General features: G+C 55.3%; 17 protein-coding genes and 1 riboswitch. Of the genes, 11 read left to right on the top strand and 6 right to left on the bottom strand.

The window, feature by feature from the left end; genetic code table 11:
• Positions 1–243: 243 nt before the first annotated feature.
• Positions 244–1,593, top strand: coding sequence for a M14 family metallopeptidase (locus FHS27_RS25375; RefSeq protein ID WP_221225385.1), 1,350 nt, complete (start codon positions 244–246; stop codon positions 1,591–1,593).
• A gap of 87 nt (positions 1,594–1,680) precedes the next feature.
• Here FHS27_RS25375 and FHS27_RS25370 read toward each other — a convergent pair whose 3' ends face one another.
• The gene (locus FHS27_RS25370) at positions 1,681–2,994 is read right to left on the bottom strand and encodes an MFS transporter (protein WP_184308327.1); all 1,314 of its coding nucleotides are present in this window, start codon (positions 2,992–2,994) and stop codon (positions 1,681–1,683) included.
• A gap of 509 nt (positions 2,995–3,503) precedes the next feature.
• On the opposite strand from FHS27_RS25370, the gene FHS27_RS25365 reads away from it, so the two are divergent.
• Positions 3,504–4,523 (top strand): hypothetical protein, encoded by a 1,020-nt coding sequence (locus tag FHS27_RS25365; RefSeq protein ID WP_315854696.1) that lies wholly within the window; start codon positions 3,504–3,506, stop codon positions 4,521–4,523.
• A gap of 200 nt (positions 4,524–4,723) precedes the next feature.
• Here the strand turns inward: FHS27_RS25365 and katG are convergent, their stop codons facing one another.
• Together katG and FHS27_RS25355 are read right to left on the bottom strand one after the other, a co-directional pair.
• Positions 4,724–6,886, bottom strand: a complete 2,163-nt coding sequence (gene katG / locus FHS27_RS25360; RefSeq protein ID WP_246420922.1) for a catalase/peroxidase HPI — start codon at positions 6,884–6,886, stop codon at positions 4,724–4,726.
• A gap of 662 nt (positions 6,887–7,548) precedes the next feature.
• Positions 7,549–8,862, bottom strand: coding sequence for a right-handed parallel beta-helix repeat-containing protein (locus tag FHS27_RS25355; RefSeq protein ID WP_246420909.1), 1,314 nt, complete (start codon positions 8,860–8,862; stop codon positions 7,549–7,551).
• Between the two features lie 406 nt (positions 8,863–9,268).
• On the opposite strand from FHS27_RS25355, the gene FHS27_RS25350 reads away from it, so the two are divergent.
• Together FHS27_RS25350 and arsC are read left to right on the top strand one after the other, a co-directional pair.
• Positions 9,269–11,791, top strand: coding sequence for a glycoside hydrolase family 2 protein (locus tag FHS27_RS25350; protein ID WP_184308321.1), 2,523 nt, complete (start codon positions 9,269–9,271; stop codon positions 11,789–11,791).
• A 413-nt stretch (positions 11,792–12,204) separates the two neighbouring features.
• On the top strand, positions 12,205–12,555 hold the full coding sequence (gene arsC, locus FHS27_RS25345; RefSeq protein WP_184308319.1) for an arsenate reductase (glutaredoxin): 351 nt from the start codon (positions 12,205–12,207) through the stop codon (positions 12,553–12,555).
• A 4-nt stretch (positions 12,556–12,559) separates the two neighbouring features.
• Here the strand turns inward: arsC and FHS27_RS25340 are convergent, their stop codons facing one another.
• The gene (locus FHS27_RS25340; RefSeq protein ID WP_246420907.1) at positions 12,560–13,474 is read right to left on the bottom strand and encodes a hypothetical protein; all 915 of its coding nucleotides are present in this window, start codon (positions 13,472–13,474) and stop codon (positions 12,560–12,562) included.
• A gap of 125 nt (positions 13,475–13,599) precedes the next feature.
• Positions 13,600–15,195 (bottom strand): sigma-54-dependent Fis family transcriptional regulator, encoded by a 1,596-nt coding sequence (locus tag FHS27_RS25335; protein ID WP_184308422.1) that lies wholly within the window; start codon positions 15,193–15,195, stop codon positions 13,600–13,602.
• 223 nt (positions 15,196–15,418) lie between these two features.
• Here FHS27_RS25335 and FHS27_RS25330 point away from each other — a divergent pair, with 223 nt between their 5' ends.
• The 3 genes from FHS27_RS25330 (at position 15,419) to FHS27_RS25320 (ending at position 17,683) form a co-directional block, all read left to right on the top strand.
• Positions 15,419–16,027 (top strand): carboxymuconolactone decarboxylase family protein, encoded by a 609-nt coding sequence (locus FHS27_RS25330; protein ID WP_184308315.1) that lies wholly within the window; start codon positions 15,419–15,421, stop codon positions 16,025–16,027.
• A gap of 49 nt (positions 16,028–16,076) precedes the next feature.
• Complete coding sequence (locus tag FHS27_RS25325; RefSeq protein ID WP_184308313.1) at positions 16,077–16,547, top strand: nuclear transport factor 2 family protein; 471 nt, start codon at positions 16,077–16,079, stop codon at positions 16,545–16,547.
• 125 nt (positions 16,548–16,672) lie between these two features.
• A complete protein-coding gene (locus FHS27_RS25320; protein ID WP_246420905.1) occupies positions 16,673–17,683 on the top strand; it encodes an alpha/beta fold hydrolase in 1,011 nt (336 codons plus the stop codon).
• Positions 17,684–17,792: 109 nt separating this feature from the next.
• Here the strand turns inward: FHS27_RS25320 and FHS27_RS25315 are convergent, their stop codons facing one another.
• Positions 17,793–18,455: a TetR/AcrR family transcriptional regulator C-terminal domain-containing protein gene (locus FHS27_RS25315; protein ID WP_184308311.1), complete on the bottom strand. Its 663-nt coding sequence runs from the start codon at positions 18,453–18,455 to the stop codon at positions 17,793–17,795.
• A 128-nt stretch (positions 18,456–18,583) separates the two neighbouring features.
• On the opposite strand from FHS27_RS25315, the gene FHS27_RS25310 reads away from it, so the two are divergent.
• The 4 genes from FHS27_RS25310 to FHS27_RS25295 all read left to right on the top strand — a co-directional run bounded on the left by FHS27_RS25310 (position 18,584) and on the right by FHS27_RS25295 (position 24,963).
• The gene (locus FHS27_RS25310; RefSeq protein WP_184308309.1) at positions 18,584–19,696 is read left to right on the top strand and encodes an NAD(P)-dependent alcohol dehydrogenase; all 1,113 of its coding nucleotides are present in this window, start codon (positions 18,584–18,586) and stop codon (positions 19,694–19,696) included.
• Positions 19,693–20,169, top strand: coding sequence for a DUF1569 domain-containing protein (locus FHS27_RS25305; protein ID WP_184308307.1), 477 nt, complete (start codon positions 19,693–19,695; stop codon positions 20,167–20,169). The genes FHS27_RS25310 and FHS27_RS25305 overlap by 4 nt, the downstream gene beginning before the upstream one ends.
• 76 nt (positions 20,170–20,245) lie before the next feature.
• Positions 20,246–20,476: riboswitch (cobalamin riboswitch) on the top strand.
• A 248-nt stretch (positions 20,477–20,724) separates the two neighbouring features.
• Entirely contained in the window at positions 20,725–23,616 is a 2,892-nt protein-coding gene (locus FHS27_RS25300) for a ribonucleoside-diphosphate reductase subunit alpha (protein ID WP_184308305.1), read from the top strand.
• 300 nt (positions 23,617–23,916) lie between these two features.
• Entirely contained in the window at positions 23,917–24,963 is a 1,047-nt protein-coding gene (locus tag FHS27_RS25295; RefSeq protein ID WP_184308303.1) for a ribonucleotide-diphosphate reductase subunit beta, read from the top strand.
• Positions 24,964–25,295: the final 332 nt, after the last annotated feature.

Genomic DNA, 25,295 nt, shown 5'->3' with positions numbered 1-25,295 from the left:
ACGGATTGCGGGGTGACAATGTCTAACCGACCCACTCCAGTCATGAGGGCTGGCCCTGCGGTGGTCGGTTTTTTCTCGGGAAAATCGTAATCCGATTGCCCCCGAGGAGCATGCACTGCACTCGGTCAGCGGTTCCCCACCGTTGCAGACCCCGTGTGGGTCACATGCACATAAATCAAGTGTCGACCGGCGCCACCGGTCGGTTCCTGAATTGATGACATTCACTGGCAAGGAGTGCCGAGCATGAGATCCCAACGTCGAATTCCCTCCGTCGTTCAAACGCTCACCGAGAGCTTCGTTGTGACGGCCGCCTTGATCCTTGTGATCAGTGTCAGTCTTCAAACCAACGCCGCGGCAGAAGGAAACTTACGCCGCGGAGGCTCCGACTTCCAAAGTCGCAACGGTGACATCTCGATCACGAGCGACTTCCCCGGCGGACGGATGAATCAATGCACGCAGATCAGCAATGATACGTTCGCGATGACCATCGCGCCAGAGTCAGACCCGATCAACGACAGTGCCTGGTACGCATTTCGCGTTCAGTCACAACGAGAACAAACCATCCGGATTCTCCTGCACTACGTTGGCGGCTCGCACCGTTACGAACCTAAAATCAGCCGCGACGGAGAGACGTGGCAATCGGCCACTGAGTTGATCTCCAGCGCCAGCAATTCCGGCCAAGACGTCGAACTGCGTGTCCCCGTTGACTCCAAACCGCTGTGGATCGCCGGCCAAGAGTTGCTCTCCACCGACGAAATCTCTCAGTGGTCCAACCAACTCACCAAACTACCTCACGTTGATAAAAAACGTATCGGACGTTCCGTCCAAGGACGTGCCGTCGAGCAATTGACGATCACCGAAAGCGAAAAGCCCGATTACGTTTTCCTGATCGCCCGGCAACATCCGCCTGAAGTCACCGGGGCGATCGGCATGGTGCACTTCGTCGATGCTCTCGCGTCCGAATCCGAAATCGCACAACAGTTCCGTAAACGATTCGCCGCCCTGGTCGTGCCGACTGTCAATCCAGACGGCGTGCACCACGGTCACTGGCGATGCAACGCCAACGGCATTGACCTCAATCGTGACTGGTCCCATTTCACTCAGCCCGAAACGCGGGCCGTTCGCGAACAACTGCTCGAATGCCGCCGCGCCGGACACGATCGACTGTGTCTGTTCGTTGATTTTCACAGCACCTACGACGACGTGTTTTATATCCCACCTCAAAACGCCCGTGTCTTCCCCGCAGGGTTCACGCGTCAATGGTTCGCCTCGATCCAAGATCGATTCCCGGGATACAACGTCGCCGTCGACGACAACCACAACGCACACCGCAGCACCAGCAAAGCGTGGGTCGATCGAACGCTCGGCGTCACTGCCGTCACCTACGAATTCGGTGATGAGACCGATCGAGAAACTATCAAAACAGTTGCCACCGGTGCGGCCGAAGAAATGATGCGGTTGCTTCTCGCTCTGCCTCAGAAAAACACGAACCTCACCCAACAACCGCGCAAACCGGCCAAACCTCAACCGCTCAATCCGGAAATCCGCCTCGTCTCCGGCGTATCCGATGGCGAGGAAGCGATCCTTCGCTAATCACGAGGATCGCGACGGGATCGTTGGTATGAATGAGATTGGCACCGGCATGCGTCGGTTTTGCAATCGTACGCGTCGCGTTTCGGATCACGCGAAAGGTTCAACACGTTCGATACCGGAGTCGCGGATCGAACGCTGACGCGCATCTTCAATCGACATGTCGTGCCATTGCGGTCGACGAACAAACGCATGAACCGCCCGCGTTGACCACGCGTCGAGTCGCCAAAACGCGATCAACACGACGGGGCCCATCGCTCCGGCAATCCACCAGATCAGCCGTGGATGAATGCCGTAACACCAGGCACCGAGCAACGGGGCGATCACAAACCCGAGCGACACCGTCGTTGAATAGGTTCCGATCCGCTTTGCACGCAGGTCGACCGGTGATGAACGAGAGACATATGCCAACATCGTCGGCATCGCGATCATTTCACCCACGGTCCAGACCAGCACCGCCACAACGGCGAAGTGGTAACTCGATCCGAAGCTCAACACCGCAAACCCTTCACAACTCAGGAACGCGCCCACGGCAATGATCCGGAGGTCACTGAAGCGTTGTAACGATTCAACTAATACCATTTCGGTTGCCACGATGATCAACGTATTGATCGAAAACAGGAGACCGATCTGCCATTCCACCATTCCATATTCGTTGCGAAGGAAAATGGGGTGGGTACTCATCAGTTGAAAGAAAACAAGGAACATCGCAAACGACGCAGCGACGAAACAGAGTAACTGTCTCGTGCTGGCCAATTCTCCGGACTCGTTGATCGCACGTTCGGCCAGTGACGATGATGTACCAACCGAGTTGCGTCGATGTTCGGCATGATGCATCCCGGTCAAAAGACCAAACGCCAACAAACAGAACAACGCGTCAGAGAAAAAGAGCCACGTGTAGCTGTATTGAGCGAGGAAACCGCCCATCGCGGGCCCCAACGTAAAGCCGAGGTTCAACGCCAAACGATTCAACGCAAACGCACGCCGATGCAACTGCGTCGGAACCGACTCCGCAATGGCTGTCACGTTCGCCGGACGTAGCGACTCCGCCGCGATGCTAACCAAGAACAACGTCACCAAAACGCTGGCCTTGCTGTCCATTTGCGAGAGCACAATGAATCCGATCGCGGTGCTGACCAGTGAAGTCTGCTGCACCCGATAGGCGCCAAACCGTCCCGCCAAACGTCCACCCGTGAACGAACCGACGCAGGCACCCAAACCGTACGTTGCAATGGCATAACCGGCGAACCGTTCGCCCCACCCCAATTCTTGGCTCAAGTAGATCGACAGGAATGCGAGCACCATCGCCCCCGAACGATTGACCAGCATCACCAACGCGAGTATCCAGGCCGATCGTGGCAATCCTTCGAACGAACGTCGGTAGCGGCGGATGACGGATTTCAACGGAGGGACTTTCGCGGAACCGCAACAATGACCGGTGTGCTATCGAACAACCATGACCGGCGTGCTAAGTGATTGCGAAGAGTGGGACACCGGCGGCAGCCAAACACGGGTCTTCGCAGAATACCGCACAGGACCAACACCACTGCGGGAAGGTTCGCAACATTCTCCTCTCGCCTCCGCCCATCGCGGATGACCTCCACCTCTGTTCACGCCGCCCACCGGCACGCACCTCCATCGATCGATCTCCGCCTTTCGATCACGCGTCTGCCCCTTGGCCGACATCGCAAAGGCAGCCCGGCGCATCAAACGATCTGGCGGTCACAGCGTGAATTGCGTATGGGTGTCATTCGGCCTGTGTATTTTCACACACGGGTCGTCAATCCAGGGCTCTGTGAATATCGGCCCCGCCGAAATACCGGTGCCGTTGAGGTTCGCCGCTCCTGAGGCGGGCAAAGGATCGAGAGATGGGTACGACGAACACGCTAGTTCACAAAAAAAATCGCTTCACCGTGCGACGGGAATTTCTGTTCGCACTTGCCTCGCTCGCGATTGTGAGCACGGTGTACCGCGACGCGTTGATCGCGATGAACCCTGCCAAATGGGCGACGGTCTCCGCGTGGGGATTGTTGATGGTCGGGATCGTGATCGCAGGCGGACTGAGCGACCGATTCGAACAAATGCTTCGCCGGCTTCACAACCGAGACGCGATCAAAGCAACTCCCGAAGAATTCGAGCAGTTGCTAGCACGCGTCCGTCAACGGGCTCAAAAAGCCGCCGCCATCGGCAGTGTCCTGTTTCCCGCAATCTTGCTGCTCGCGTACGCATGGGTCTATGCAGGTGCGCGATGGAACGCGTTGCCGACCCTCGACCGGGTTTGGTTCATGGGCGAAGTCATCCTGGAAGCCATCGCAGCTCGATTCGTCGGCCGGTATGTGGGTCGCGGAATCTCCTACGGATTCTTTGGAAAGCACTTGGCCGACGATTGCGTCAAACTCAAAGTCATCCCCGGCCACTCCGACTCCGCCGCGGGTTTACGACCGATCGGTGATTTCTATTTTCATCAAGCGACCGTCACCGCGTTGCCCGTCGCATTCCTCGCCTTCTGGGTGTTGGTGATTCCAACTTGGACGACGCTCTGGCCGAGCATCGATTCCGAATTTGCGTTGCAGTGGAAGAACACCTACCTCGTGTTTTTCTTCCTCACGCTAGGAATCGAAATACTCGCATTTGTGCTGCCACTATGGTTCGTCCATCAACTCATGGCTGTACAAAAAGACGGCATGCAAACGCGTGTCGACGAACTCAGCGCAAAACTATCCAAACTCAATCAGGAACCAACCGCGTTAGGGCAAACTCCAGACGACGGAACCGAACGAGCTCTCCTGATCGAGCAAATCGCATCGTTCGAAAATCTTCCCACCTGGGCACTCGCTCCCGACGTGCGGCAACGGTTCGCGTGGGGTAATCTTGCATTTTTGGCTTCACCCGCCCTGCAAATGTCGCAAACCGTCATCGACGCAGTTACTTAACACGTCCCAATCTGTTGCGTAAGTCATCAAGACGTTTGGCAGTGTTTGATTGAATCAATTGCAATCCAAAGCATCGCTGACCAAAGGACGCTACAGGTTGTGGAGGTGATTTGTCATAAAAGACAGAGTCACCCCCGCAACGAAAAAACGCCAACCGAAATGGTTGGCGTTTTCATGTTTTCGCAAATGAATCGAAACGACTAGTTACGCAGTGAGCGATCGAGGTCAAAACGGTCCGCGTTCATGACTTTGTTCCAAGCCGATACAAAGTCGTTGACGAACTTCTCTTCCGCGTCCTCAGACGCATACACTTCCGCAATCGCACGGAGTTGTGAGTTCGATCCGAACACGAGGTCGACAGCCGTCGCACGCCATTTGACTTCGCCCGTACCGCGATCGCGACCTTCGTAGAAGTGCTCGCACACTTCCGACTTATTCCATTTCGTTCCCATGTCCAACAGGTTCACGAAGAAGTCGTTGGTCAACGCTTCGGTGTTGTCCGTAAAGACGCCGAGCTTCATGTCGTCCGTATTTGCGTTGAGCGTTCGCATCCCACCGATCAACACCGTCATCTCAGGAGCTGTCAAAGTGAGCTTCTGAGCCCGGTCGATCAACAATTGTTCGGGCGCCGTTCGCACGCCGGTACCGACATAGTTTCGGAATCCGTCCGCGGTCGGCTCGAGGACCGCGATGGCTTCCACGTCCGTTTGCTCTTGCGATGCATCCGTTCGACCGGGTGCGAAAGGAACCGAGACGTCATGTCCCGCGTTCTTGGCTGCCGCTTCCACAGCCGCGCAACCGCCCAAGACGATCATGTCCGCGAGTGACACTTTCTTCTCGCCTTTCTGCGATTGATTGAATTCGACTTGGATCCCTCGAAGCGTTGTCAAAACCTTCGACAATTCTTCGGGGTTGTTCGCCTTCCAATCTTTCTGAGGTGCCAAACGCACGCGGGCACCATTCGCGCCGCCCCGTTTGTCCGTGCCGCGGAAAGTCGATGCCGACGCCCATGCTGCCGATACCAATTCGGAAACTGACAATCCCGACGAAAGGACCGTCGCCTTCAACGCAGCAACGTCCTGTTCTCCGATCAACGCATGGTCGACCTCAGGAACAGGGTCTTGCCAAATTTGAGGTGGCGCAACTTCAGGGCCAAGGCATCGCGAATACGGTCCCATGTCACGATGCGTCAGCTTGTACCACGCCTTCGAAAACGCGGCGGCAAACTCATCAGGGTTTTCGTAAAAACGTCTTGAGATCGGCCCGTAAATGGGATCCATCTTCAACGCCATGTCGGTGGTGAACATCATCGGTGCGTGCGATTTGTTCGGATCATGAGCATCCGGAACCGTTCCCTCAGCCGAATCGTCCTTTGGCGTCCACTGATGTGCACCAGCCGGGCTCTTCGTCAGTTCCCACTCGTAATCGAAGAGGTTCTCGAAGTAGCCGTTGGACCATTCCGTCGGCGTGGTCGTCCACGCACCTTCTAATCCACTGGTGATTGTGTCGCCCGCGTTGCCGCTGCCATACGTGTTCGTCCAACCGAGGCCTTGCTCTTCGAGACTCGCACCTTCGGGTTCAGGTCCGACGTTTCCTTGCGGAGTCGCCGCGCCGTGAGCTTTCCCGAATGTGTGTCCCCCTGCAATCAACGCGACCGTTTCTTCATCATTCATTGCCATCCGGCCGAACGTATCTCGAATGTCTTTGGCCGCGGCGATCGGATCAGGTTTCCCGTTGGGACCTTCCGGGTTGACGTAGATCAATCCCATCTGGACCGCTGCGAGTGGATTGTCGAGTTCCCGTTCATCGGAGTACCGCTTGTCACCCAACCATTCGGTTTCCGGTCCCCAATCGATATCGATTTGCGGTTCCCATACATCTTCACGTCCGCCGGCAAACCCGAAGGTTTCGAATCCCATCGATTCCAAGGCACAGTTACCGGTCAGGACCATCAAGTCGGCCCAAGACAGTTGTCGACCGTACTTCTGTTTGATAGGCCACAACAGACGACGTGCTTTATCCAGGTTGGCATTGTCAGGCCAACTGTTCAACGGCGCAAACCGTTGCGTTCCGTAGCCCGCACCACCGCGACCATCGGTAACGCGATACGTTCCCGCGCTGTGCCAGGCCATTCGAATGAAGAACGGGCCGTAGTGGCCATAGTCGGCCGGCCACCAATCTTGCGAGGTGGTCATCAATTCGGTGATGTCTTTCTTGACCGCATCAAGGTCGAGTTTTTGGAACTCTTCGGCATAATCGAATTCGCTCCCCATCGGATTGCTTTTGAGCGAATTCTGATGCAGGATCTGAAGGTTCAATTGGTTCGGCCACCAGTCGTGGTTCGCATAGGAACCGGACTTCATGCTTCCATGACCTGGGGCCGTGGGCGTTGCCGAGACCGCAGATCCCATCACGGGGCACTGCGCGATCGAATCGCCGCTGCCATGAATAGATGCAGTTGGCTGTACCTCCTCGGCGGAGACAGAGGTGGCGATGCAGAGCACCGCGCAGCTCGACAGGAATCGAGTGAAAAGTCTTGTGTGGGGCATGATCTCTCCAGGGGTAGGGAATAGAAACTCATCACGAGCTTGGCGGACCATTAGGTCATCATGACACATTATCCGCGTTATCGCGTCATACTTCCAATGCATTCTTCAGATGCCTAGTATGCACGATACGCATCGCTCGAATTCACACATCCCTGAAATCGACGAAGCAACCGCCTAAAACGCACGTCACGGACCAAACAGACTCCTATCGTCGCCGTCTGCGAGCGAAAAGAGCAACTTGCAGGCTGCAATTTTCTACCATCCCGCCCGTGAGCATTCTCACGTGACCGCGAGAGAAAACTCTTTCTGACCGCCCAACGTCGCCGTCCATTTCTGCACAGCCCCATTTCCGTGCGTTTGGTGTGCGACGTTCCCAAATCGCACACCCCACTGCCGGTTTCACCGGAGCCGGACATGCAGCGGTCGACACGAATTCACAGAGCGGCCGCGACGCCCCCGACCGTGATCATGACGCCCTACTCTTGCGTCGACGTCGTGGTGTCCATCTCGGTCGCTCGTGAAACGCTGTCCTCAATAAGGCCACTGACGTTGAGACGCAGTAACGCGATTTTCGGCAACTCACCGTTCGCTTGACGCGGTTGCAGTAGCTCCTGTTCATCGAGACTTGCAAAGTCTTCATCGCGAAGCGAACGCTCCACCTGAAACGAGTTGTCGATTAACTCACACTTATCCGCGTTCAAATTCCGGATCAAACCGCGACTGCCGTGACTGACGTTTCCTCGCAATAGATGCCCGTATCCCGGAACGTCCTTCGAGTTGTCATGCGTGCGGCATAACATGTTGAAATTCGTCCCGTTGCGATAGGCGACGTTATTGATCCAGTCGGAACCGCCGGGATGATGATTGGCATAGAAACCACCGTTCTTGTTGTGAACCGCCAAACACTCTTTGACCAGGTGACGAGGCATCGGTCGTGGCAACTTTGATGCTGGTGCCGAGGCAAAACCACCGATCTTAAAACCGTTTCCATCCGCGAGGCTTTTAAACTCGGGAGAGTATCCGTTGTTAAACGCCCAACAGTTTTCAAACGCAACACTCTCGGATGCGTTGATGCAGTCGAAACCGTCGTCGCTGTTAAACCACGCGCGACAACCTCGAAACACATTCCCCGTGCCGCCCTTTGCCGGATGGTATCCGAAACCATCGGTGTTCCCACCCCGGCCATCTTCAGAGACAGAGTCGTGGTTGCGATACGCGTCACAGTTCACGATCAAATTGTCCGCTCCTTTGGTGGCATAGAAGCCGATCGCCATCCCATCGTGCATCCCCAGCCGTTCGAAAACGTTGTGATCACCCTCATTTGAAAAACAGATCGACTGAGTGTGCCCGCGCATCGTGACCTGCACTCCGACCACTTCAATGCCGCGAAAATGCAACCACGATCCAGACACTGAAAACGCATGAACACGTTGGTTCCGTGGTCTCACATCGGCGAAATCGAAAACCGGACGCTCGTCTTCATAGGCCCAATAACGAATCGGTTCCGCCGAGCGGCCACTTTTGTCAAACCGCAGAACGTGTGCAAACCAACGAGTTGACTTTGCGACTCGTGACTCGCTCACCAGATACGTGCCGCCACGAATAAAAACCGTATCGCCCGGTTCCGCTGATTCTTGAGCCTTCATCAGCGTCGCGAACGGCTTCTCTATCGATCCGGCGTCGGAATCATCGCCATCGACCGCAACAAAGTAAGTGGCGGAATGCGAGCGAGAACCTGCGAAAACGAACAATCCAAACGTGGCAAAAACGGCCAATATAAATCGGGACATGACAAACATTTCTCAAGGTGGGACTGTCGACGAAGACTCGAGCGACAGTGCTGGGTGAATCCAGCATGAGAGGCGGGACAGCAGAAAAATCTATGGACAATCGTAGTCGACCGCCATTGACGTGTCGACGCGTTTATCGCAACCGCTGGTCATGCCACACGATTACGTCTGCGTATCCCAAGCCAACTCAGACTACCGGTGAGAACCACAAAGTCCATCGACTTGCGACTCGATAACAATACTCACTTCAATCGCATGCATGCGACAATTTTCCATCTGATGGAACGTGTCATCACAGGACTAAATTATCTCATTCAGAGCACTGACACCGGTCGCCTCAACGTTGCAGAGACTTCCTGCTGCCAACAACCAATAGACTCCCCCACCTCAGATAAAAGTTGCTCCCATGACAATCACTCGTATCTTCACGCTAACGCTGCTGATCGTCGTTACGATGACGACGCAGGTGATCGCACAACCGGGTGCGGGCAACCTCGTTCAACAGGAAGGCCAATTGATCCAGGACCTCAGCAGCCATCGCTGGAAACTCAAACGGATGCATCCCGGCCGAGGCGTTGAGGAAGGATTACACGAACTGCCCAGCGGCGACATCGAGACATCAGTTTGGATACCGGCCAAAGTGCCCGGCGATGTCTATACCGATCTATGGAAAGCTGGTGTGTTGGAGGATCCCTACTTCGGTCGCAACAGTGTCAAAGCTCAATGGGTGATGCAGGACGAATGGTGGTACTCGCTGCAGTTCAACGTCAGCCAAGCGGTCGACAACAAGATCGTCCGGCTCGAGTTCGACGGCGTCGACTACTCATGCGAAGTTTGGCTGAACGGACACTACCTCGGTAATCACGAGGGCATGTTCTCACCGTTTTCCTTTGACGTCACCGAGCTGCTTCACACGAGTAGCAGTTGGCTCCATGGACGCAACATCCTGATGGTGAAGCTGAATCCACCACCGCAAGTCAATCACAAGGTCGCGGGACTCAAAACACCCTGGTTCGGTGACTACTGGCGAGACCTCGTGCCATTTGGCATTTGGCGACCGGTTCGCTTGGTTTCTACGGGGCACGTCCGTTTCGACAATCTCTACGTCAAATCGAAACTGAATGAAGACGGTTCCGCCGACCTCGACATTGAAATGACTGTCGAAAATGTCGCCAAAGATCCACGTGACGTCGCCGTCAATGTGACGCTCGAAGGACACAACTTCGACTGCGAGCCGATTCATCTTTCGAGCGAACGAACCTTCCAACCTGGCTCGCAAACGATCCATCAGACCGTCACGGTCGAAGCCCCCAAGCTGTGGTGGCCTTGGGATTTAGGCGATCCGAACCTTTACACCGCGAACGTCTCGATCACCGACCACGCCTCCGAACTTGATCGCAAATCAACGACGTTCGGTATCCGCGAAGTCAAAATGGAGTGGAATCCTGGCTTCACGAAAGACGAAGTCAGCTTCCCTCGCACCGTGATGCTCAATGGAAAACGTCACTTCATCCGCTCGGCATGTTGGGGCGGACCGCCCGACATTTTTGTCGGACGCACGTCGACGGACGAATACAAAAAACTCATTGAGATGGCCAAAGACGCCAACATGAATAACATCCGAATCTTTGGCTGGCACCCGCCGGAAATTCCCGAGTTCTATCAGTACTGCAACGAGGCCGGCATCACGGTTTGGCAAGACGTCATTCCGCTCGGGACGGCGAACTTGTCACAAGACGAGGCGTTTATCGAGCGGATTTACGAAGAGGCCATCGCGGTCATTCGAGAACGTCGCAACCATCCTTGTTTGATCTTGATCGAAGGCGGCGAAGAAGCGTTCCTGCGTGCGTCGGATGCTGAGTTCACAAAGAAATTCCTGGATGAACTGGGCCGCCGATTGCAACAGCATATCGACCTTCCCTACGTGCCCGACTCACCACTGACCTGCCCGGTCGCACAAAGTGTCGGCTACAAACCCAAGGAAGCCGTCCACGCTCTCGCCTATTTTTATTCGATGGGCCGATGGCTGATGGAAGATTGGTACAGCGAATTGGACTTCCCGATCGTTCCCGAACTCGCGATCACATCGGTACCCAACGTCGAAAGCCTTCGCAAATTCATTCCCGAAGACGAACTCTGGCCCCCCGGACCGAGTTGGGGACATCACTGGGCGGATCTCGATCGATTGCGGATGCAAAACTTCGACACCTTTGGTGAAGAACGAACCGGATCGTTACAGGAGTTTGTCGATGCCACCCAAGACTCCCAGGGCACAATATTTCAGCTGTCCGTCGAACACTTCCGTCGAGGCAAACCACGCGTCAGCGGCATCGCTCTGTGCCACTACATCACCTATTGGCCAGACATGAAATGGGGAATCGTCGACAACTACCAACAACCCAAACGCTCCTATGAATTCGTCAAACGGGCCTACCAACCGCTGCTCGTGAGTTTGCAGTTCGATCGCCGTCGTTGGCATGCGGGCGAATCCTTTGCAGGCAAGTTGTGGATCGTCAACGATCGATTCGAATCGCATGAGAACTGCCAAGTCGAACTGTCTTTCTACGATGATCAAGATCACGTCCTTGCGACTCAAACAATTCCCGTCGAACGCATTGCCCCAGACTCCTCCACGATGATCACGGACATCGATTGGCCGATTGCAAAATCTGTGGATACCGTTTTCCACGTCAAACTGAAACTGATCGATAGCGAAGCCGAAACTCTTTCGAGCAACCGATACATGCTGTTGATCGGCGACCAAGCCGAAGCAAGGGAACACATGAAACAACTCGGCAAAAAGATGCACGAGTCCGTGTCCAAATACACCTACGACAACTACTATCGTTTTTTCCCTGAACTCAATGATTCAGGTGGCAAACCATCGGACTCCCAAACAGACGTCCCCCGCGCCGCCGGATTCGACTGAGAGTCAAATAGTCGCCCATCCGCCCCGCGGATGGGCCCAGTGCTTTAGCAGGTACATAGAAGTGATTCGGTATAACGACAATTCCGCTGATCGTGATCGGTTCGGCGTAGGCCAGACCAAGGAGCCTAAGCGACGCAATTTCGGCACGACTGAGCAAGTGAATGCCGGAACTCGCAAAGCCTCGGTCCGGCCTAAAGTTCGCGGCAGTTTCGCCAGATGTTTCCTGCATACCTGCTTAACACCCTCCGCCATCGTGGGCTGGACGGGCCAAGTGAGCCAATTGCGGAGCAAATGGGCGACGACAGGGTGACGGTAAGAGAACGAAGGCGTCCACCCGTTGATTGTCTTGGGAAGATATGTTCCGATCGGTTTTCTACGATTCTGAACCGTTCGATTCTCAAGTTTCTCCGTCCATGACCACCATCCTCCACAACCCTCGTTGTTCCAAATCCCGTGCCGCTGTTGAGTTACTCGAGTCTCGCGGGGTTGATTTCGAAGTTGTGAAATATCTCGACAATCCGCCGAGCGAAAAGGAGCTCACTCGCATTGTCAAACTACTCGGTGTGTCACCCGAGACGATCGTGCGCAAAGGTGAAAAGCTCTACAAAGAGCTCGGATTGGCCGACAAGAAACTCTCCAATCGCGAGTGGATCGCGATGCTCGTTAACAATCCCAAACTCATCGAACGCCCGATCGTCATCCACGATGAGAAAGCGGCGGTGGGCCGTCCTCTCGAAAATATCGAAGCGATTCTAGATAGCTAATCGGCTAGAAAATTCGCCACGCTTTCGCGTCAAGCTCGCGTTCCAATTCGGGATCATCGGCACGAGCCAGTAGGTCGTAGTAAGCGTACGGGTATTTGAATACGTGCCCGATCCCGAGCGTTTTGTCGCCCCTTTGAGTCCAATATTCAGCGTCCTCTGGCCGGAGTTCGCTGATCCGGTGCTCTTTGATTTTACGGTCACCCGATTGCGGCCCCATCCGAGTCACGGTCACGTATTTACAAAAGGCCGTGCGACAACTTTCCGCCCATTCGACGTGCCCCATCGCAGCCATCTCAATGAGCGATTGACCAAACGTCAACATGTGACCGGCAAACCCTTGCCCGAACCCGGCAAAGCGATCGATCGCGTCACTGGCTTCTTTCAAGACAAAACGTGACGAAGCAATTTCATCCGCAAACGAAGGCGGATCCACCTCGTCAGATGGCGTGATGTCACGCCACGGTTTGATTTCGCCAATGAGACTGCACACGCCCTCGACGCGTTCCGGCGTCGCGGACTCGGGCAGCATACGAAAGCCTTTAATTGCATGCATGGCAAAGATGGCATCATGACCGACTTCGCGAAGCACACCACTGCCCTCAGCCAATTTCTTGCCGATACGTTCGGCAGCATCGTCAATCGGCTCTCCCGGAGGAAAGGGATCACACAGTTTCGTCGACGCCCAGTTACGATCGAAAAGCTCAACAATACGATTCGTCGTCGGTTCGCCAAGATCGTTATCGACACACATCAAGTGCGCCGAAATCATCGATGCTCCCCGGTGCCCGTCTGCGAAATAGCTTCGCTCGGGAGCTCTCGCAAGTGCATTGAGTCCGAGTTCAATCAATCGCTGTTGCGACAAACCTAGCTCTTCCGCTATCGCGCAAGGATCAAGGTCTGCCATCAGCGAGCCGAGCATCGCTGTACTCGAAATTGCGAACTGCCTTCGATTGATCATCATTCACTCCGCAAACGAACATCGCCCTCCCGACATTCTACACGCCTTTGGTTGGCCGCATCGCACTGCCGATCTAGCGAAACGACCTAAGAGTGAATTCCGAGACTTTTGATTCGGGATGCGAGCGTCGTGGGCTTCATCCCTAACAAGGCGGCTGCGCCAGCGATTCCGTAGACTTTGCCATCGCATGCCTGCAACGCACGACGAATGTTGTCGGCCTCCAATGTCCGCAGTTGCGACGCCGTCAGGATTTCATCGGACTCGCCAACCGGAGCCACGCTCGCGGTAGGCTTGGCAGGTGTCTGAAATTCCAACCGCAACTTTCCCTTCGGTGACGTGATCAACGCGCGCTCAAGAACATGTTGCAGTTCCCGGATGTTGCCGGGCCAATCGTATCGGCTCAGTTCGATCACGTTAGCTTGCGTCAGACGTGGGGGCTGCCTTCCCAAACGCCGCGACAGAATGCCGATCAAGTGTTCGGCGAGCAACGCGAGGTCGTCTTTGCGTTTTCGCAGTGGTGGCAACTCGATCGGGAACACGCTCAATCGATAGTACAGATCAAGACGAAACCGTCCCGCTTCCGCCTCCGCTTTCAAATCACGATTGGTCGCGGCGATGATGCGAACGTCCACCTTCCGCGTCTGTTCTTCACCAACCCGTTCGAGTTCGCCTTCCTGAAGAACCCGCAACAGTTTGCTCTGCAGGTCCAACGGGATCTCACCGATCTCATCAAGAAACAACGTCCCGCCGTCCGCCAACTCAAACCGTCCGATTCGATCACGAAGTGCCCCGGTAAAGCTGCCCTTGGTATGGCCAAAGAACTCGCTTTCGTACAGTTCCCGCGGGATCGCCGCACAATTGACTTTGATCAATGGACGTTCGTGACGTGAGGATCGAGCGTGAATTTCTCGCGCAACCAGTTCCTTCCCCGTACCACTTTCGCCAATCACCAAAACGGTCGAATCCGTCGGCGCGACCAGGGAGATCTGCTGCGCGACAGCTTGCAACGCATCGCTTTGGCCGATCATCTCACCGAATGATTCGCCTCGCAGCTCTTCTTGAAGATAGTCGTTCTCGAGTTCCAAACGATCACGCAGCGACTCAATCTCTTCCCACGCTCGAGCGTTAGCGATCGCGGACGCGACATGATCGGCAATCATTCGCAGCCACACCAAACACGAGTCACCAATTGTCGTTCGGGAAAACACCGCGAGCACCCCGAGGACCTGACCTCGATGAACCAACGGTTGCCCGGCAAACCCGCGAATGCTCTCCGCCTCTGCCCATTGCGGACGGACCAACCAATCCGGTTCGCCCTGAATGCTCGGCACCTCGAGTGCCACACCCGTCGTGGCAATCCGCCCGACCTTGCGGATGCCCAGCGGAAAGCGACGGAACATCCCATCGATTCGGTTCAGGTTCGTATCAGGATCGATGATCGATCGACCGCCGCTGGCGACCAGATGAAGACAACTCGTTTGATCTGGACACTCCGAACGCATCGGACAGGTTGGGCAACCTTCGCCGGGTCGGATCAACCAAATCCGTGCCAACGCGACCGCTTGCGACCCCGCCAAATCATCGACGACCAACCGCAAAACGTCCGCGACACTCCGCTGTTGGGCCATCGCCAACAATAACGCTTTCGGATCGCGAATCAGGGGAACGTGGCTGTCAATCATGCCCACGTCATACACGAATTTTCGTGGTTTGACAACGATTTTTCGTGCAACCACGAGTTTTCGTGCTCGCAAGAAAACCCACACGAAACCCCTAAACCCTTTCAGAAAAGCAACTTGCGACTTACGCAATGCAATCGGCACGGATTGTGCCTAAGAGCTTACGCAACGCCAGGAACGTTTCTGGCACTTTCTTCAATCACCTGGATCCTCAAGGAGTCCACTCATGTCCCGAATCGAAACCGTGAACCCAGCCCAAGCGACCGGCCAAGCCAAAGAACTTCTCGACGGCGTCAAAGCGAAGCTAGGCATGACGCCCAACCTGATGCGAGTGATGGCAAACTCGCCCGCCGTGCTCGACGCGTATTTGAAGTTCAGCGGCGCGTTGAGCGAAGGAGAACTCTCCGCCCCAACACGCGAACAGATCGCACTCACCGTCGGGCAGGCCAATTCCTGCGATTACTGCCTCAGTGCCCACACGGCGATTGCGAAGATGAACGGTCTTTCCGCCGATCAGATTCGTGCCGCTCGCCTCGCTTCGTCCTCCGACGCCAAGACCAACGCGATCTTGGTCTTCGCGTCACAACTGATCGAAAAACGCGGCTTCGTCTCTGACGCCGACATCACCGCGGCTCGCGAGGCGGGCGTCACTGATGCGGAGTTCGCCGAAGTCATCGCCAATGCGGCCTTGAACATTCTGACGAACTACTTCAATCACGTCGCGCAAACCACGATTGATTTCCCGGCTGCGGAAAAGATCACATCGGGCCCGCCAACCGAATCGCCAGCGAACGCGCAGAGCTGCCACAGCGACGCGTGCAGTTTGGCGTCGTAGGACACTGGCGATTCACCAATCGTTACACCGAAAGTAATTGAGAACCAAGATGCCGAAACCTACCGACATCCGGCCGCCTTTCACGCGCGAGACCGCCATCGCGAAAGTGAGGGCGGCCGAGGACGCCTGGAACACCCGAGATCCGAACCGCGTCGCGTTGGCGTACAGCGTCAACAGCCGGTGGCGCAACCGCGACTCGTTCGTCCAAGGGCGTGATCAGATCGTTGCTTTTCTCACCGGGAAATGGGACGCCGAACAAGAATACCGGCTCGCCAAACAATTGTGGGCATTCACTGACAACCGGATTGCGGTTCGGTTCCAGTACGAATACCGCAACGCGTCGGGAAAGTGGTTCCGTGCCTACGGCAATGAGAATTGGGAGTTCGACGACGACGGCCTGATGCGACGGCGTGAAGCCAGCATCAACGACTACGCCATCGACGAATCCGATCGCAAGTTTCATTGGCCAATGGGCGCACGCCCCGACAACGACGCCGGTCTCGAAGAGCTCGTGCAATAGCGACCCCATCGAGCCGCACTCGCTCACGCCCAGGGCAGCGGATCTTGCAAAAGATCCACCGTCTGCCCTGGGCGTTTCGACAAAAACCGTTCAATCGAATTTCCAATCAACTCAGAAAGTAAACCATGTCCCTTCTCCGAAACATTTTCATCTTGACTGTCGCTCTGTTTCCTTTGACGACAAGCACAAACACTTTGTCCGCCGATACTCCCGTTCGCAGCGTGAAGACTGCCCGAGTAAATTACCGCACGGTGGAGATCGAAGGTCTAGACATTTTCTACCGGGAAGCCGGCCCCAAGGATGCCCCAACCGTGTTACTGCTGCACGGGTTCCCCACGTCATCACACATGTTCCGCGATTTGATCCCGTTACTCGCGGACCGGTACCACGTGGTGGCTCCTGACTATCCTGGATATGGCAACAGCTCCGCTCCGCCGACGGACGAGTTTGAGTACACGTTTGATAATGTCGCCAGGATCGTTGAAATGTTCACCGAACGCCTTGGGCTCGAAAAATACTCGCTCTACCTGATGGACTACGGTGCCCCAATCGGCTTTCGCCTCGCGACGGCTCATCCTGATCGCGTTGAAACACTGATCGTTCAAAACGGGAACGCCTATGACGAAGGGATCGACAACGACTTTTGGAGTCCCATCAAAAAATACTGGCGTGAACGCACCGACGAACAGGGCGACCAACTGAGATCGCTGTTGACGATCGATGCGACCAAGTGGCAATACACCGAAGGGGTGCGTGACGTCGAAGCGATCAGCCCGGATACGTGGGGACATGTGCAACCGTTGCTCGATCGCCCTGGTAATCAAGAGATCCAATTGGCGATGTTCTACAGTTACGGCAGCAACCCGCCGTTGTACCCGCAATGGCAGCAATACCTTCGTGATCACCAACCACCAACACTGATCGTGTGGGGCAAGAACGACGCGATCTTTCCCGCCGCGGGGGCCTATCCCTATCAGCGAGACCTTCGCAACGTTGAACTGCATCTGCTCGACACAGGACACTTCGCGCTCGAAGAAGACGCAGCGATCATTGCGCAACACATGCAACGTTTCCTTGCCAAACACATCGGTGGCCATCACGAAGTTCACAAAAAACTCAGCGCAGCATGTCAGTGACATCTTCGTGAAGGTCGCTTGAACCAAGGCGACGTTCGCTCGCAGCAAAGACCGTCAAGCTTGACACTCGGTCAGCGAAACGTGTTAGGAATTCAGGGGCAGGCTGACTTCAGTCGCCCCGCAACTCCTCAAGACCGTCGAGGATAAGATTCAATCCAAAATCAAGGTTATGCAAACCGTCGTGACGTCCCGCGATCACTTCTTGTGACATGCCATTTAGGTACGGGTATTGTTCCTCGGGAATCTCAGGAAGATACGCTTTGGCCACTTCAGCGTATTCGTCGGGCTCGAACGGGAAGTTTAGCTTTTGGAGTGTGAAACCGTGCACGTAACTGTCGATCGCGTTCCACGCATGATCGGCGGTCGTGTAGGAGAACCCGGCTTCGATCAGACATCCGATTGTCGAGTCGACAAAGTGCAACATGTGCGGGCCGATGTTGGCTCGCGACACAATCAGCATCGTTGCCCACGGGTGCCGCATTAAAACTTCATGAGCCGACCTCGAGCGACGGTGCATTTCGACACGCCAATCCCCGCCAACCGTGGGCACCTCAATTTCGCTCACGATCTTGTCGACGATGCCGTCGAGAATCTCATCCTTGTTGGCGACGTGGTTGTACAGCGACATGGCTTCGACCCGCAACCGAGAGGCGAGTTTCCGCATCGACAATGAATCAATCCCTCCCGTATCGGCAAGCTTGACGGCCGCGTTCAAGACACGATCCTTCGTCAACGCGGCCCGGCGTTTTACTGGCTTTTTGGCTTTTGCCATGCACTCTCCTCTTGGCGGCGGGCCTGAAATGACGTTTCGAACTTGACTCACTTACAGCGTAAGCATAACATCGCGATAGTGCAACTTACAGCGCAAGTCTCAATCGCCACCCGCGGCCGGGAAATCTCATGAGCCCCTCCGTTCTCGCCCCTCAGCACGTCCAACCCTCCGGTTATCGCGATAACGAATTCTCGCGAGCAGAACATCCAACGCGGCAATCCAAAGAGCAAACGATGAAAGCGGTTTATCAGGAGAAATATGGTTCGCCTGATGACCTTCGCGTCACCGATATCGCGAAACCGCAGATCAAGGAGGACGAGGTCCTCGTGCGAGTTCACGCCGCCGGACTGCACGTCGGTGATAGCTTCGGCGTTCGCGGAACTCCGTTGCTGATGCGGGTCGCGACGGGACTTTTCAAACCTAAATACGGTGTCCCTGGTTTCGACGTGGCGGGGACGGTCGAAGCGACGGGCAAAAAAGTAACGCGGTTTCAAACCGGTGATGAGGTGTTCGGAACCTGCTTCGGTTCGTGTGCTGAGTTTGTTGCGGTCAACGAAAGCACACTCGCGGCAAAACCCGCAAATGTTTCCTTTCTCGACGCTGCCGCGATGCCGACGTCCGGTCTCGCCGCGCTGCACGCACTCCGCGATGTTGCCAAACTGCAATCGGGCCAGCATCTCCTCGTCAACGGAGCCTCCGGTGGTGTCGGGAGCTTTGCCGTGCAGATTGCCAAAACATACGGCGCCGTCGTGACGGGTGTCTGCAGTGAAGCAAACTCCCATACGGTTCGCGCGCTCGGTGCGGATCATGTGATCGCTTACGACCGAGAGGATTTCACGTTAGGCGAACCGCACTACGATGTCATTTTTGACAACATCGAAAACCGCTCGCTTTCAGATTGCCGTCGTGTACTGAAGCCCAACGGGATGCTGATTCTCAACAGCGGGACGGGCGCGAAAGGTCTGGCAATGTTCGTCCGTTTGATCAAGCCGCTGTTGTTGTCGCCAATGATTAAGCAGAACCTGCGACGATACCTTTCGGTTCCCAATCGCGATGATTTGAACGCGCTCATGACGTTCGTCGAAGCGGCTCAAGTGCGTCCGCTCATCGATCGAACTTACACGCTTTCCGAAACGCCGGACGCGATTGGTCATATTGAAACGGGACACGTCAAAGGAAAAGTGGTGGTTCGAGTCCTCGATGCATCATCGCCGCAAACACAGAATGAACCAAACTCATGAGCGAGCTACGAATACTACAATTCGATGACTTAGACGGTGCCGTTGCCGAGACCCGCGAGTTACTGCGCAGCGGTTACACGCGTCAAGGCAATTGGTCGCTCGGTCAAATTTGCCGTCATTTGATTTTGGTGCAAGACCCGAGTGTGGACGGTTATCCCAAATGGATGTCGTTGTTCGCATTCATGCGTCCGGTAATGCGTCGGCTGCTTTTACCGAAAGTACTCAGCGATGATTCGCCTCGCGGCATTCGCACGGCATCGATGTTTGTTCCGCCCGCGGAGGTGGACGACGCGGCGGAAGTGGAACGCTTTGTGGCGAGTGTCGAGCGTTTCCACGCGCACGCCGGTGACTACGCACCGCACCCCGCGTTCGGCCAACAATCACGCGAAATGATCGAACGAATCCACACCTGCCACGCGGCGCATCATTTACGGTTTCTGCAACCGGCGGAGACCAGCACCGGCGGAATCTGAAGCAGACCCGATTCAGCTTGCTTTGCCCGAAATCAAACTTCGTCGACTTCGCGTTGACAATCCGCGTCGGTTAATCAATACTTCGCCCGTTCGTGGTGACTTGCTAGCAATTCTTGTGAGCAGGTGAACAGGGAACTCCGGTGAAATTCCGGGATGGTCCAGCCGCTGTGAACTGCCCCGGGTGCTACGGCATCCGAAACGTATTTCCCTTTCTCTTTTGAAAGGCCATTGCCGAGAAATTTCGGCGAGAAGGTCGGGAAATCGGACGGCAGTAAGTCAGAAGACCTACCACGAAATAGACGTTGAGTGCCCTCTCGGATTGGGGCGGACGTTGCAGCGAATTTCTTCATGCCGGTTCGTGCGATACGACTGTGCATCGACTGCGATTTGCTGACCAATGAAACGCCGGTTCGCCGCACCACCAGCAAGCCCGTTAACTGTACGACGACTGTCCGTTAACACCGTTGTGTGCTGTTGTGCGAACCCGCCGAACCGATGCATCGCCCTGCAAAGTTGAACTCGCGAGGTGCGTGCGCAATCATAGGAAACATTGGCATGGGTTGGACGGCCGAACAAACATCCACACTTTCTTCCACATGGATGGTGTGCAAACGAGATGGACGTGAATCTGAATTTGACCGCGAGCGGATTCAACTAGCGATCCAAAAAGCGTTCCGGGCGGAGATGCCATTGGAAGAGTCTCAACCGTTGCCACCCGAGATCCATTGCGATATCGAGGCGATCATCGATCAAGTGACCGAACTCGCCGAATCGATCAGTTCGGGAGATTCGATAAGCCCAGGGGGCTCCATCAACGTCGAGCAGATTCAAGACGTCGTTGAAATCGGATTGATGCAGCGACAGCATTTCCGCGTCGCCCGCCGCTATATCTTGTATCGCACCGAACACGCCCGCATCCGGGCAGTTCGCGGAGAAGTTCATGGGCTCGACAGCATTGATGCGGTGCCCAACACCAACCGTATCGAAGTTGAGCTGGAACCCGGCGTGAGGGTGCCGTTTGACCCTGATCGTCTGGTCCGTTTCCTAGAGCGTTGCCCCGAATCTCACTTGCCCGAAATCGACGCGAGCGAAATCATCGCCGAAGTGATTCGCGGCGCATTTGATGGGATGACGCCCAGCGATATTACTCGCGCCCTCGTGCTCTCATCCCGCAGTCGCATCGAGCGAGACCCGGCATACGATGCCCTCGCGGCGCAGCTGCAGCGATGGATCATCTACCAACAATCACTCGGCAAATCCCCGTTTTCCGATGATTTTAAATCCGTCTATCACGAACAATTCGAACACTACATCATCGAGGGAATTCGCTGCGATCGATTGTCGGAAGAACTGCGTGACTTTGACCTCCGGCGGTTGTCAGATGCATTGTCGCCTGAGCGCGACACGCAGTTTCAGTATCTGGGATTGCAAACTATCTACGATCGATACTTGCTTCATAAAGACGGGCGACGAATTGAAACGCCGCAGTATTTTTGGATGCGAGTCGCGATGGGACTGGCTCTTGCTGAAACCGACGATCGCGAAGGCCGGGCAATCGAGTTTTATGAATTGCTGTCGAGTTTCCGCTACACGACCGCCACGCCGACGCTGTTCAACTCGGGAACGCAAAATCCGCAATTGAGCAGTTGTTATCTGACCACGGTCCAAGATGACTTGGAACACATCTTCAAATCGGTCGGTGACAATGCGGTGTTGTCGAAGTGGGCAGGCGGGCTCGGCAATGACTGGACGAACATCCGTGCGACTGGAGCCCGGATCAAAGGCACCAACGGCAAAAGCCAAGGCGTCATTCCGTTCCTCAAAATCGTCAACGACGCCGCCGTCGCGGTAAACCAAGGCGGCAAGCGCAAGGGCGCCGTGTGCGCCTACATGGAACCGTGGCACCTGGACTTTGAAGAATTCCTCGACCTGCGAAAGAATACCGGCGACGATCGACGACGAACGCACGACATGCACACCGCTGCGTGGATTCCGGATTTGTTCATGCAACGGGTTCGCGACGGCGGCTCGTGGACACTCTTTAGTCCTGACGAAGTGCCGGATTTGCATGACACCTATGGAATCGATTTCAAGACACGCTACGAGCAGTACGAATCGGATGCCAAAGAAGAAAAACTGCGGCTGCATCGAACCGTTGCTGCAACGGATCTATGGCGAAAGATGCTGACGCGACTGTTCGAGACCGGACACCCTTGGGTGACATTCAAAGATCCCTCCAACGTTCGTTCACCCCAGGATCATGCCGGTGTTGTTCACAGCAGCAATCTTTGTACTGAGATTCTGCTCAACACGAGTCCCGAGGAAACCGCGGTTTGCAACTTGGGCTCGATCAACCTCGGCGCTCACATCGTCGACGGCCAGCTCGATCATGAGTTACTTCGACACACGATACAGATCGCGATGAGAATGCTCGACAACGTGATCGACATCAATTTCTACCCAACTCCCGAAGCACGCAACGCGAACCTACGTCATCGGCCGGTCGGCTTGGGGCTGATGGGTTTTCAAGACGCTTTACACAAAATGGGCATGCCCTACGCGAGCGATGATGCGGTCGCGTTCGCCGACACGAGCATGGAAGCGATCAGCTATTTCGCGATCCTCGCTTCGAGCGAACTGGCCAAACAACGTGGCAAGTATCAGTCCTACACCGGATCCAAATGGGATTGCGGTTTGTTGCCGATCGACACGATCGATCTGTTGGCTGAGCATCGCGGTGAGCCGATCGATGTCGACCGAGGCAACACCCTCGATTGGAACATTGTACGTGAGTCCATCGCCCAGAACGGAATGCGAAACAGCAACTGTTTAGCGATCGCACCGACGGCGACCATTTCGACGATCGTCGGTGTAACACAGTCGATCGAACCGACCTACAAACAGCTCTACTCGAAGAGCAATCTGTCGGGTGAGTTCACTCAAGTGAATACGGCCTTGGTCAACTGTCTCAAAGAACACTCGCTTTGGAACGCCGAGATGGTTGATGCACTGAAGTACTACGACGGCGCGGTAGGAGAGATCGCAATCATGCCCGAGCATCTCCGTCGGTTGTTCGCCACAGCGTTTGAAATCGAACCGCAATGGTTGATTGCCGCCGCGGCTCGTCGCCAAAAGTGGATCGACCAGGGACAATCGCTGAACTTGTACCTTTCCGCACCGAGTGGCAAAGCGATTGACGCGATGTACCAGGCCGCATGGCAAAAGGGGCTCAAGACGACGTACTACTTGCGTTCGCTCGCGGCGACCCAAGTCGAAAAGTCGACCGTAGATGTGAATCGGTTTGGTATCCAACCACGCTGGATGAAGTCGCAGAGTGAGTCGAGTGGAATTCGCATCGACCGCAGCGATGTTGACTTGATCACCCACGAACGACAACCCGCCCAGGTTTGTGACGTCAACAATCCTGATTGCGAAGCGTGCCAGTAAGGTCGCCTGATCACGATGCGATTCTACAGCCACTGGATCGAACGGGCGTTTAGCTTGACGCACACGCCGGGTATCGCCCGTTCTTGGCAGCGGGTCGAACCCAACGGAAGTCTGATCGTCTTGACCGATGCAGGCGGGTTCGACTTACCGTCGCGAGAGGGCCCTTTTCTCGCGACCCATCTTTCCGCACACGATGAACTTTTATCCGGGCCCGAACTACTGCCCACGCGGCTATCACTGGCTGTGTGGCTTCGTTCGCGGTCGACCTGTCCGATCCCAACCGACCCGAGAATGTAAACGATGACCAACCAAACCACCCCAGCAATTTCCAGCAAACGATTTTCCGCCGCCCAAAAACGACTGATCAACTGCAACCAAGTCGACGTCAATCAACTCATGCCACTCAAGTATCACTGGGCGTGGGAGCATTACCAAAACGGATGCGCCAACCACTGGATGCCGACGGAAGTCCCGATGACCAAGGACATCGAAACGTGGCGAAGTGATCGACTGTCGGATCCCGAACGCCACGTCATCATGCGGAACCTCGGCTTTTTTTCGACCGCTGAAAGTTTAGTCGGTAACAACCTTGTGCTAGCGATTTTCAAACACGTCACCAATGCGGAATGCCGCCAGTATCTGTTACGTCAAGCGTTTGAAGAGGCGGTTCATTCGCATACGTTTCTTTATGTTGTCGATAGTCTTGGGCTCGACGAAGGAGAAGTCTTCAACATGTACCACGAAGTCCCCTCGATTGCCCGCAAAGATGCGTTTGAAACCGAACTCACCGCTGAGGTGCTCGATCCCAACTTCACCACATCGACGGACGAAGGAGCACAAACGTTTCTCAAAAACTTGATCGGTTATTACCTAATCATGGAAGGCGTGTTCTTCTACACGGGATTCGTGATGATGCTGTCCTTTCACCGGCGGAACTTGATGACCGGGATCGGAGAACAATTTCAGTACATCCTTCGCGACGAAACCATTCACCTGAACTTTGGCATCGACCTGATCAACGGCATCAAAAGCGAGAACCCCGGCTTGTGGACCGAAGAATTCCAGGTCGCGATGATCGATCGAGTCAAACAAGCGGTCGAGTTAGAAATCGAGTACGCTGCCGATTGTTTGCCCGGTGGAATTTTAGGGCTCAACGAATCGATGTTCCGCGACTACGTCCAATATATCGCCGACCGCCGTCTAGAACGCATCGGATTGGCCAAGCAATATGAATCGCAAAATCCGTTTCCGTGGATGAGCGAAACGATGGATTTGGCAAAAGAGAAAAACTTCTTTGAAACCCGAGTCACGGAATACCAATCCGCAGGCAGCCTGAACTGGGACTGAACGATCCGTTCTCCTCAGACTGGCGGTCGGCCGCCTAGTGGTCTGTGACAACTCAATTTCCTGATAGAGGACGAGGTAACGAGTCCGATTGATGCGACGTATGCAAAGGACTCGCGTGGCCCCCAAAAACCAGGCCACCTCACCCACACCAGCGTCAACGGCACGACAAGCCTTAGCCATGGACGTAAGTCCATGGTGCAAACCACCCTCCGACACCACAAGTACCGAAGGCATGACACGCGTCATTAGGTTACGTCCTGTCGTCCGCGTTGGAACCGTGAATAAAACGTCTTGGCCTGTCGCCAAGCTCTCATCCATCGCCGCCTTGTAGA

Source organism: Aporhodopirellula rubra (assembly GCF_014192335.1).
In the GTDB taxonomy this organism is placed as follows: domain Bacteria; phylum Planctomycetota; class Planctomycetia; order Pirellulales; family Pirellulaceae; genus Rhodopirellula; species Rhodopirellula rubra.
The sequence above is the reverse complement of the archived record's forward strand: the minus strand, read 5'-3'. Positions and strand labels throughout refer to the sequence as shown.

Coding starts and splice junctions, on each gene's coding strand:
- FHS27_RS25320 (WP_246420905.1), top strand. CDS start 16,673: ATGTCCCTTCTCCGAAACATTTTCATCTTGACTGTCGCTCTGTTTCCT.
- FHS27_RS25375 (WP_221225385.1), top strand. CDS start 244: ATGAGATCCCAACGTCGAATTCCCTCCGTCGTTCAAACGCTCACCGAG.
- FHS27_RS25350 (WP_184308321.1), top strand. CDS start 9,269: ATGACAATCACTCGTATCTTCACGCTAACGCTGCTGATCGTCGTTACG.
- FHS27_RS25300 (WP_184308305.1), top strand. CDS start 20,725: ATGGGTTGGACGGCCGAACAAACATCCACACTTTCTTCCACATGGATG.
- FHS27_RS25315 (WP_184308311.1), bottom strand. CDS start 18,455: ATGGCAAAAGCCAAAAAGCCAGTAAAACGCCGGGCCGCGTTGACGAAG.
- FHS27_RS25335 (WP_184308422.1), bottom strand. CDS start 15,195: ATGATTGACAGCCACGTTCCCCTGATTCGCGATCCGAAAGCGTTATTG.
- katG (WP_246420922.1), bottom strand. CDS start 6,886: ATGAAGTCCGGTTCCTATGCGAACCACGACTGGTGGCCGAACCAATTG.
- FHS27_RS25310 (WP_184308309.1), top strand. CDS start 18,584: ATGAGCCCCTCCGTTCTCGCCCCTCAGCACGTCCAACCCTCCGGTTAT.
- FHS27_RS25325 (WP_184308313.1), top strand. CDS start 16,077: ATGCCGAAACCTACCGACATCCGGCCGCCTTTCACGCGCGAGACCGCC.
- FHS27_RS25295 (WP_184308303.1), top strand. CDS start 23,917: ATGACCAACCAAACCACCCCAGCAATTTCCAGCAAACGATTTTCCGCC.
- FHS27_RS25305 (WP_184308307.1), top strand. CDS start 19,693: ATGAGCGAGCTACGAATACTACAATTCGATGACTTAGACGGTGCCGTT.
- arsC (WP_184308319.1), top strand. CDS start 12,205: ATGACCACCATCCTCCACAACCCTCGTTGTTCCAAATCCCGTGCCGCT.
- FHS27_RS25330 (WP_184308315.1), top strand. CDS start 15,419: ATGTCCCGAATCGAAACCGTGAACCCAGCCCAAGCGACCGGCCAAGCC.
- FHS27_RS25355 (WP_246420909.1), bottom strand. CDS start 8,862: ATGTCCCGATTTATATTGGCCGTTTTTGCCACGTTTGGATTGTTCGTT.
- FHS27_RS25340 (WP_246420907.1), bottom strand. CDS start 13,474: ATGCTCGGCTCGCTGATGGCAGACCTTGATCCTTGCGCGATAGCGGAA.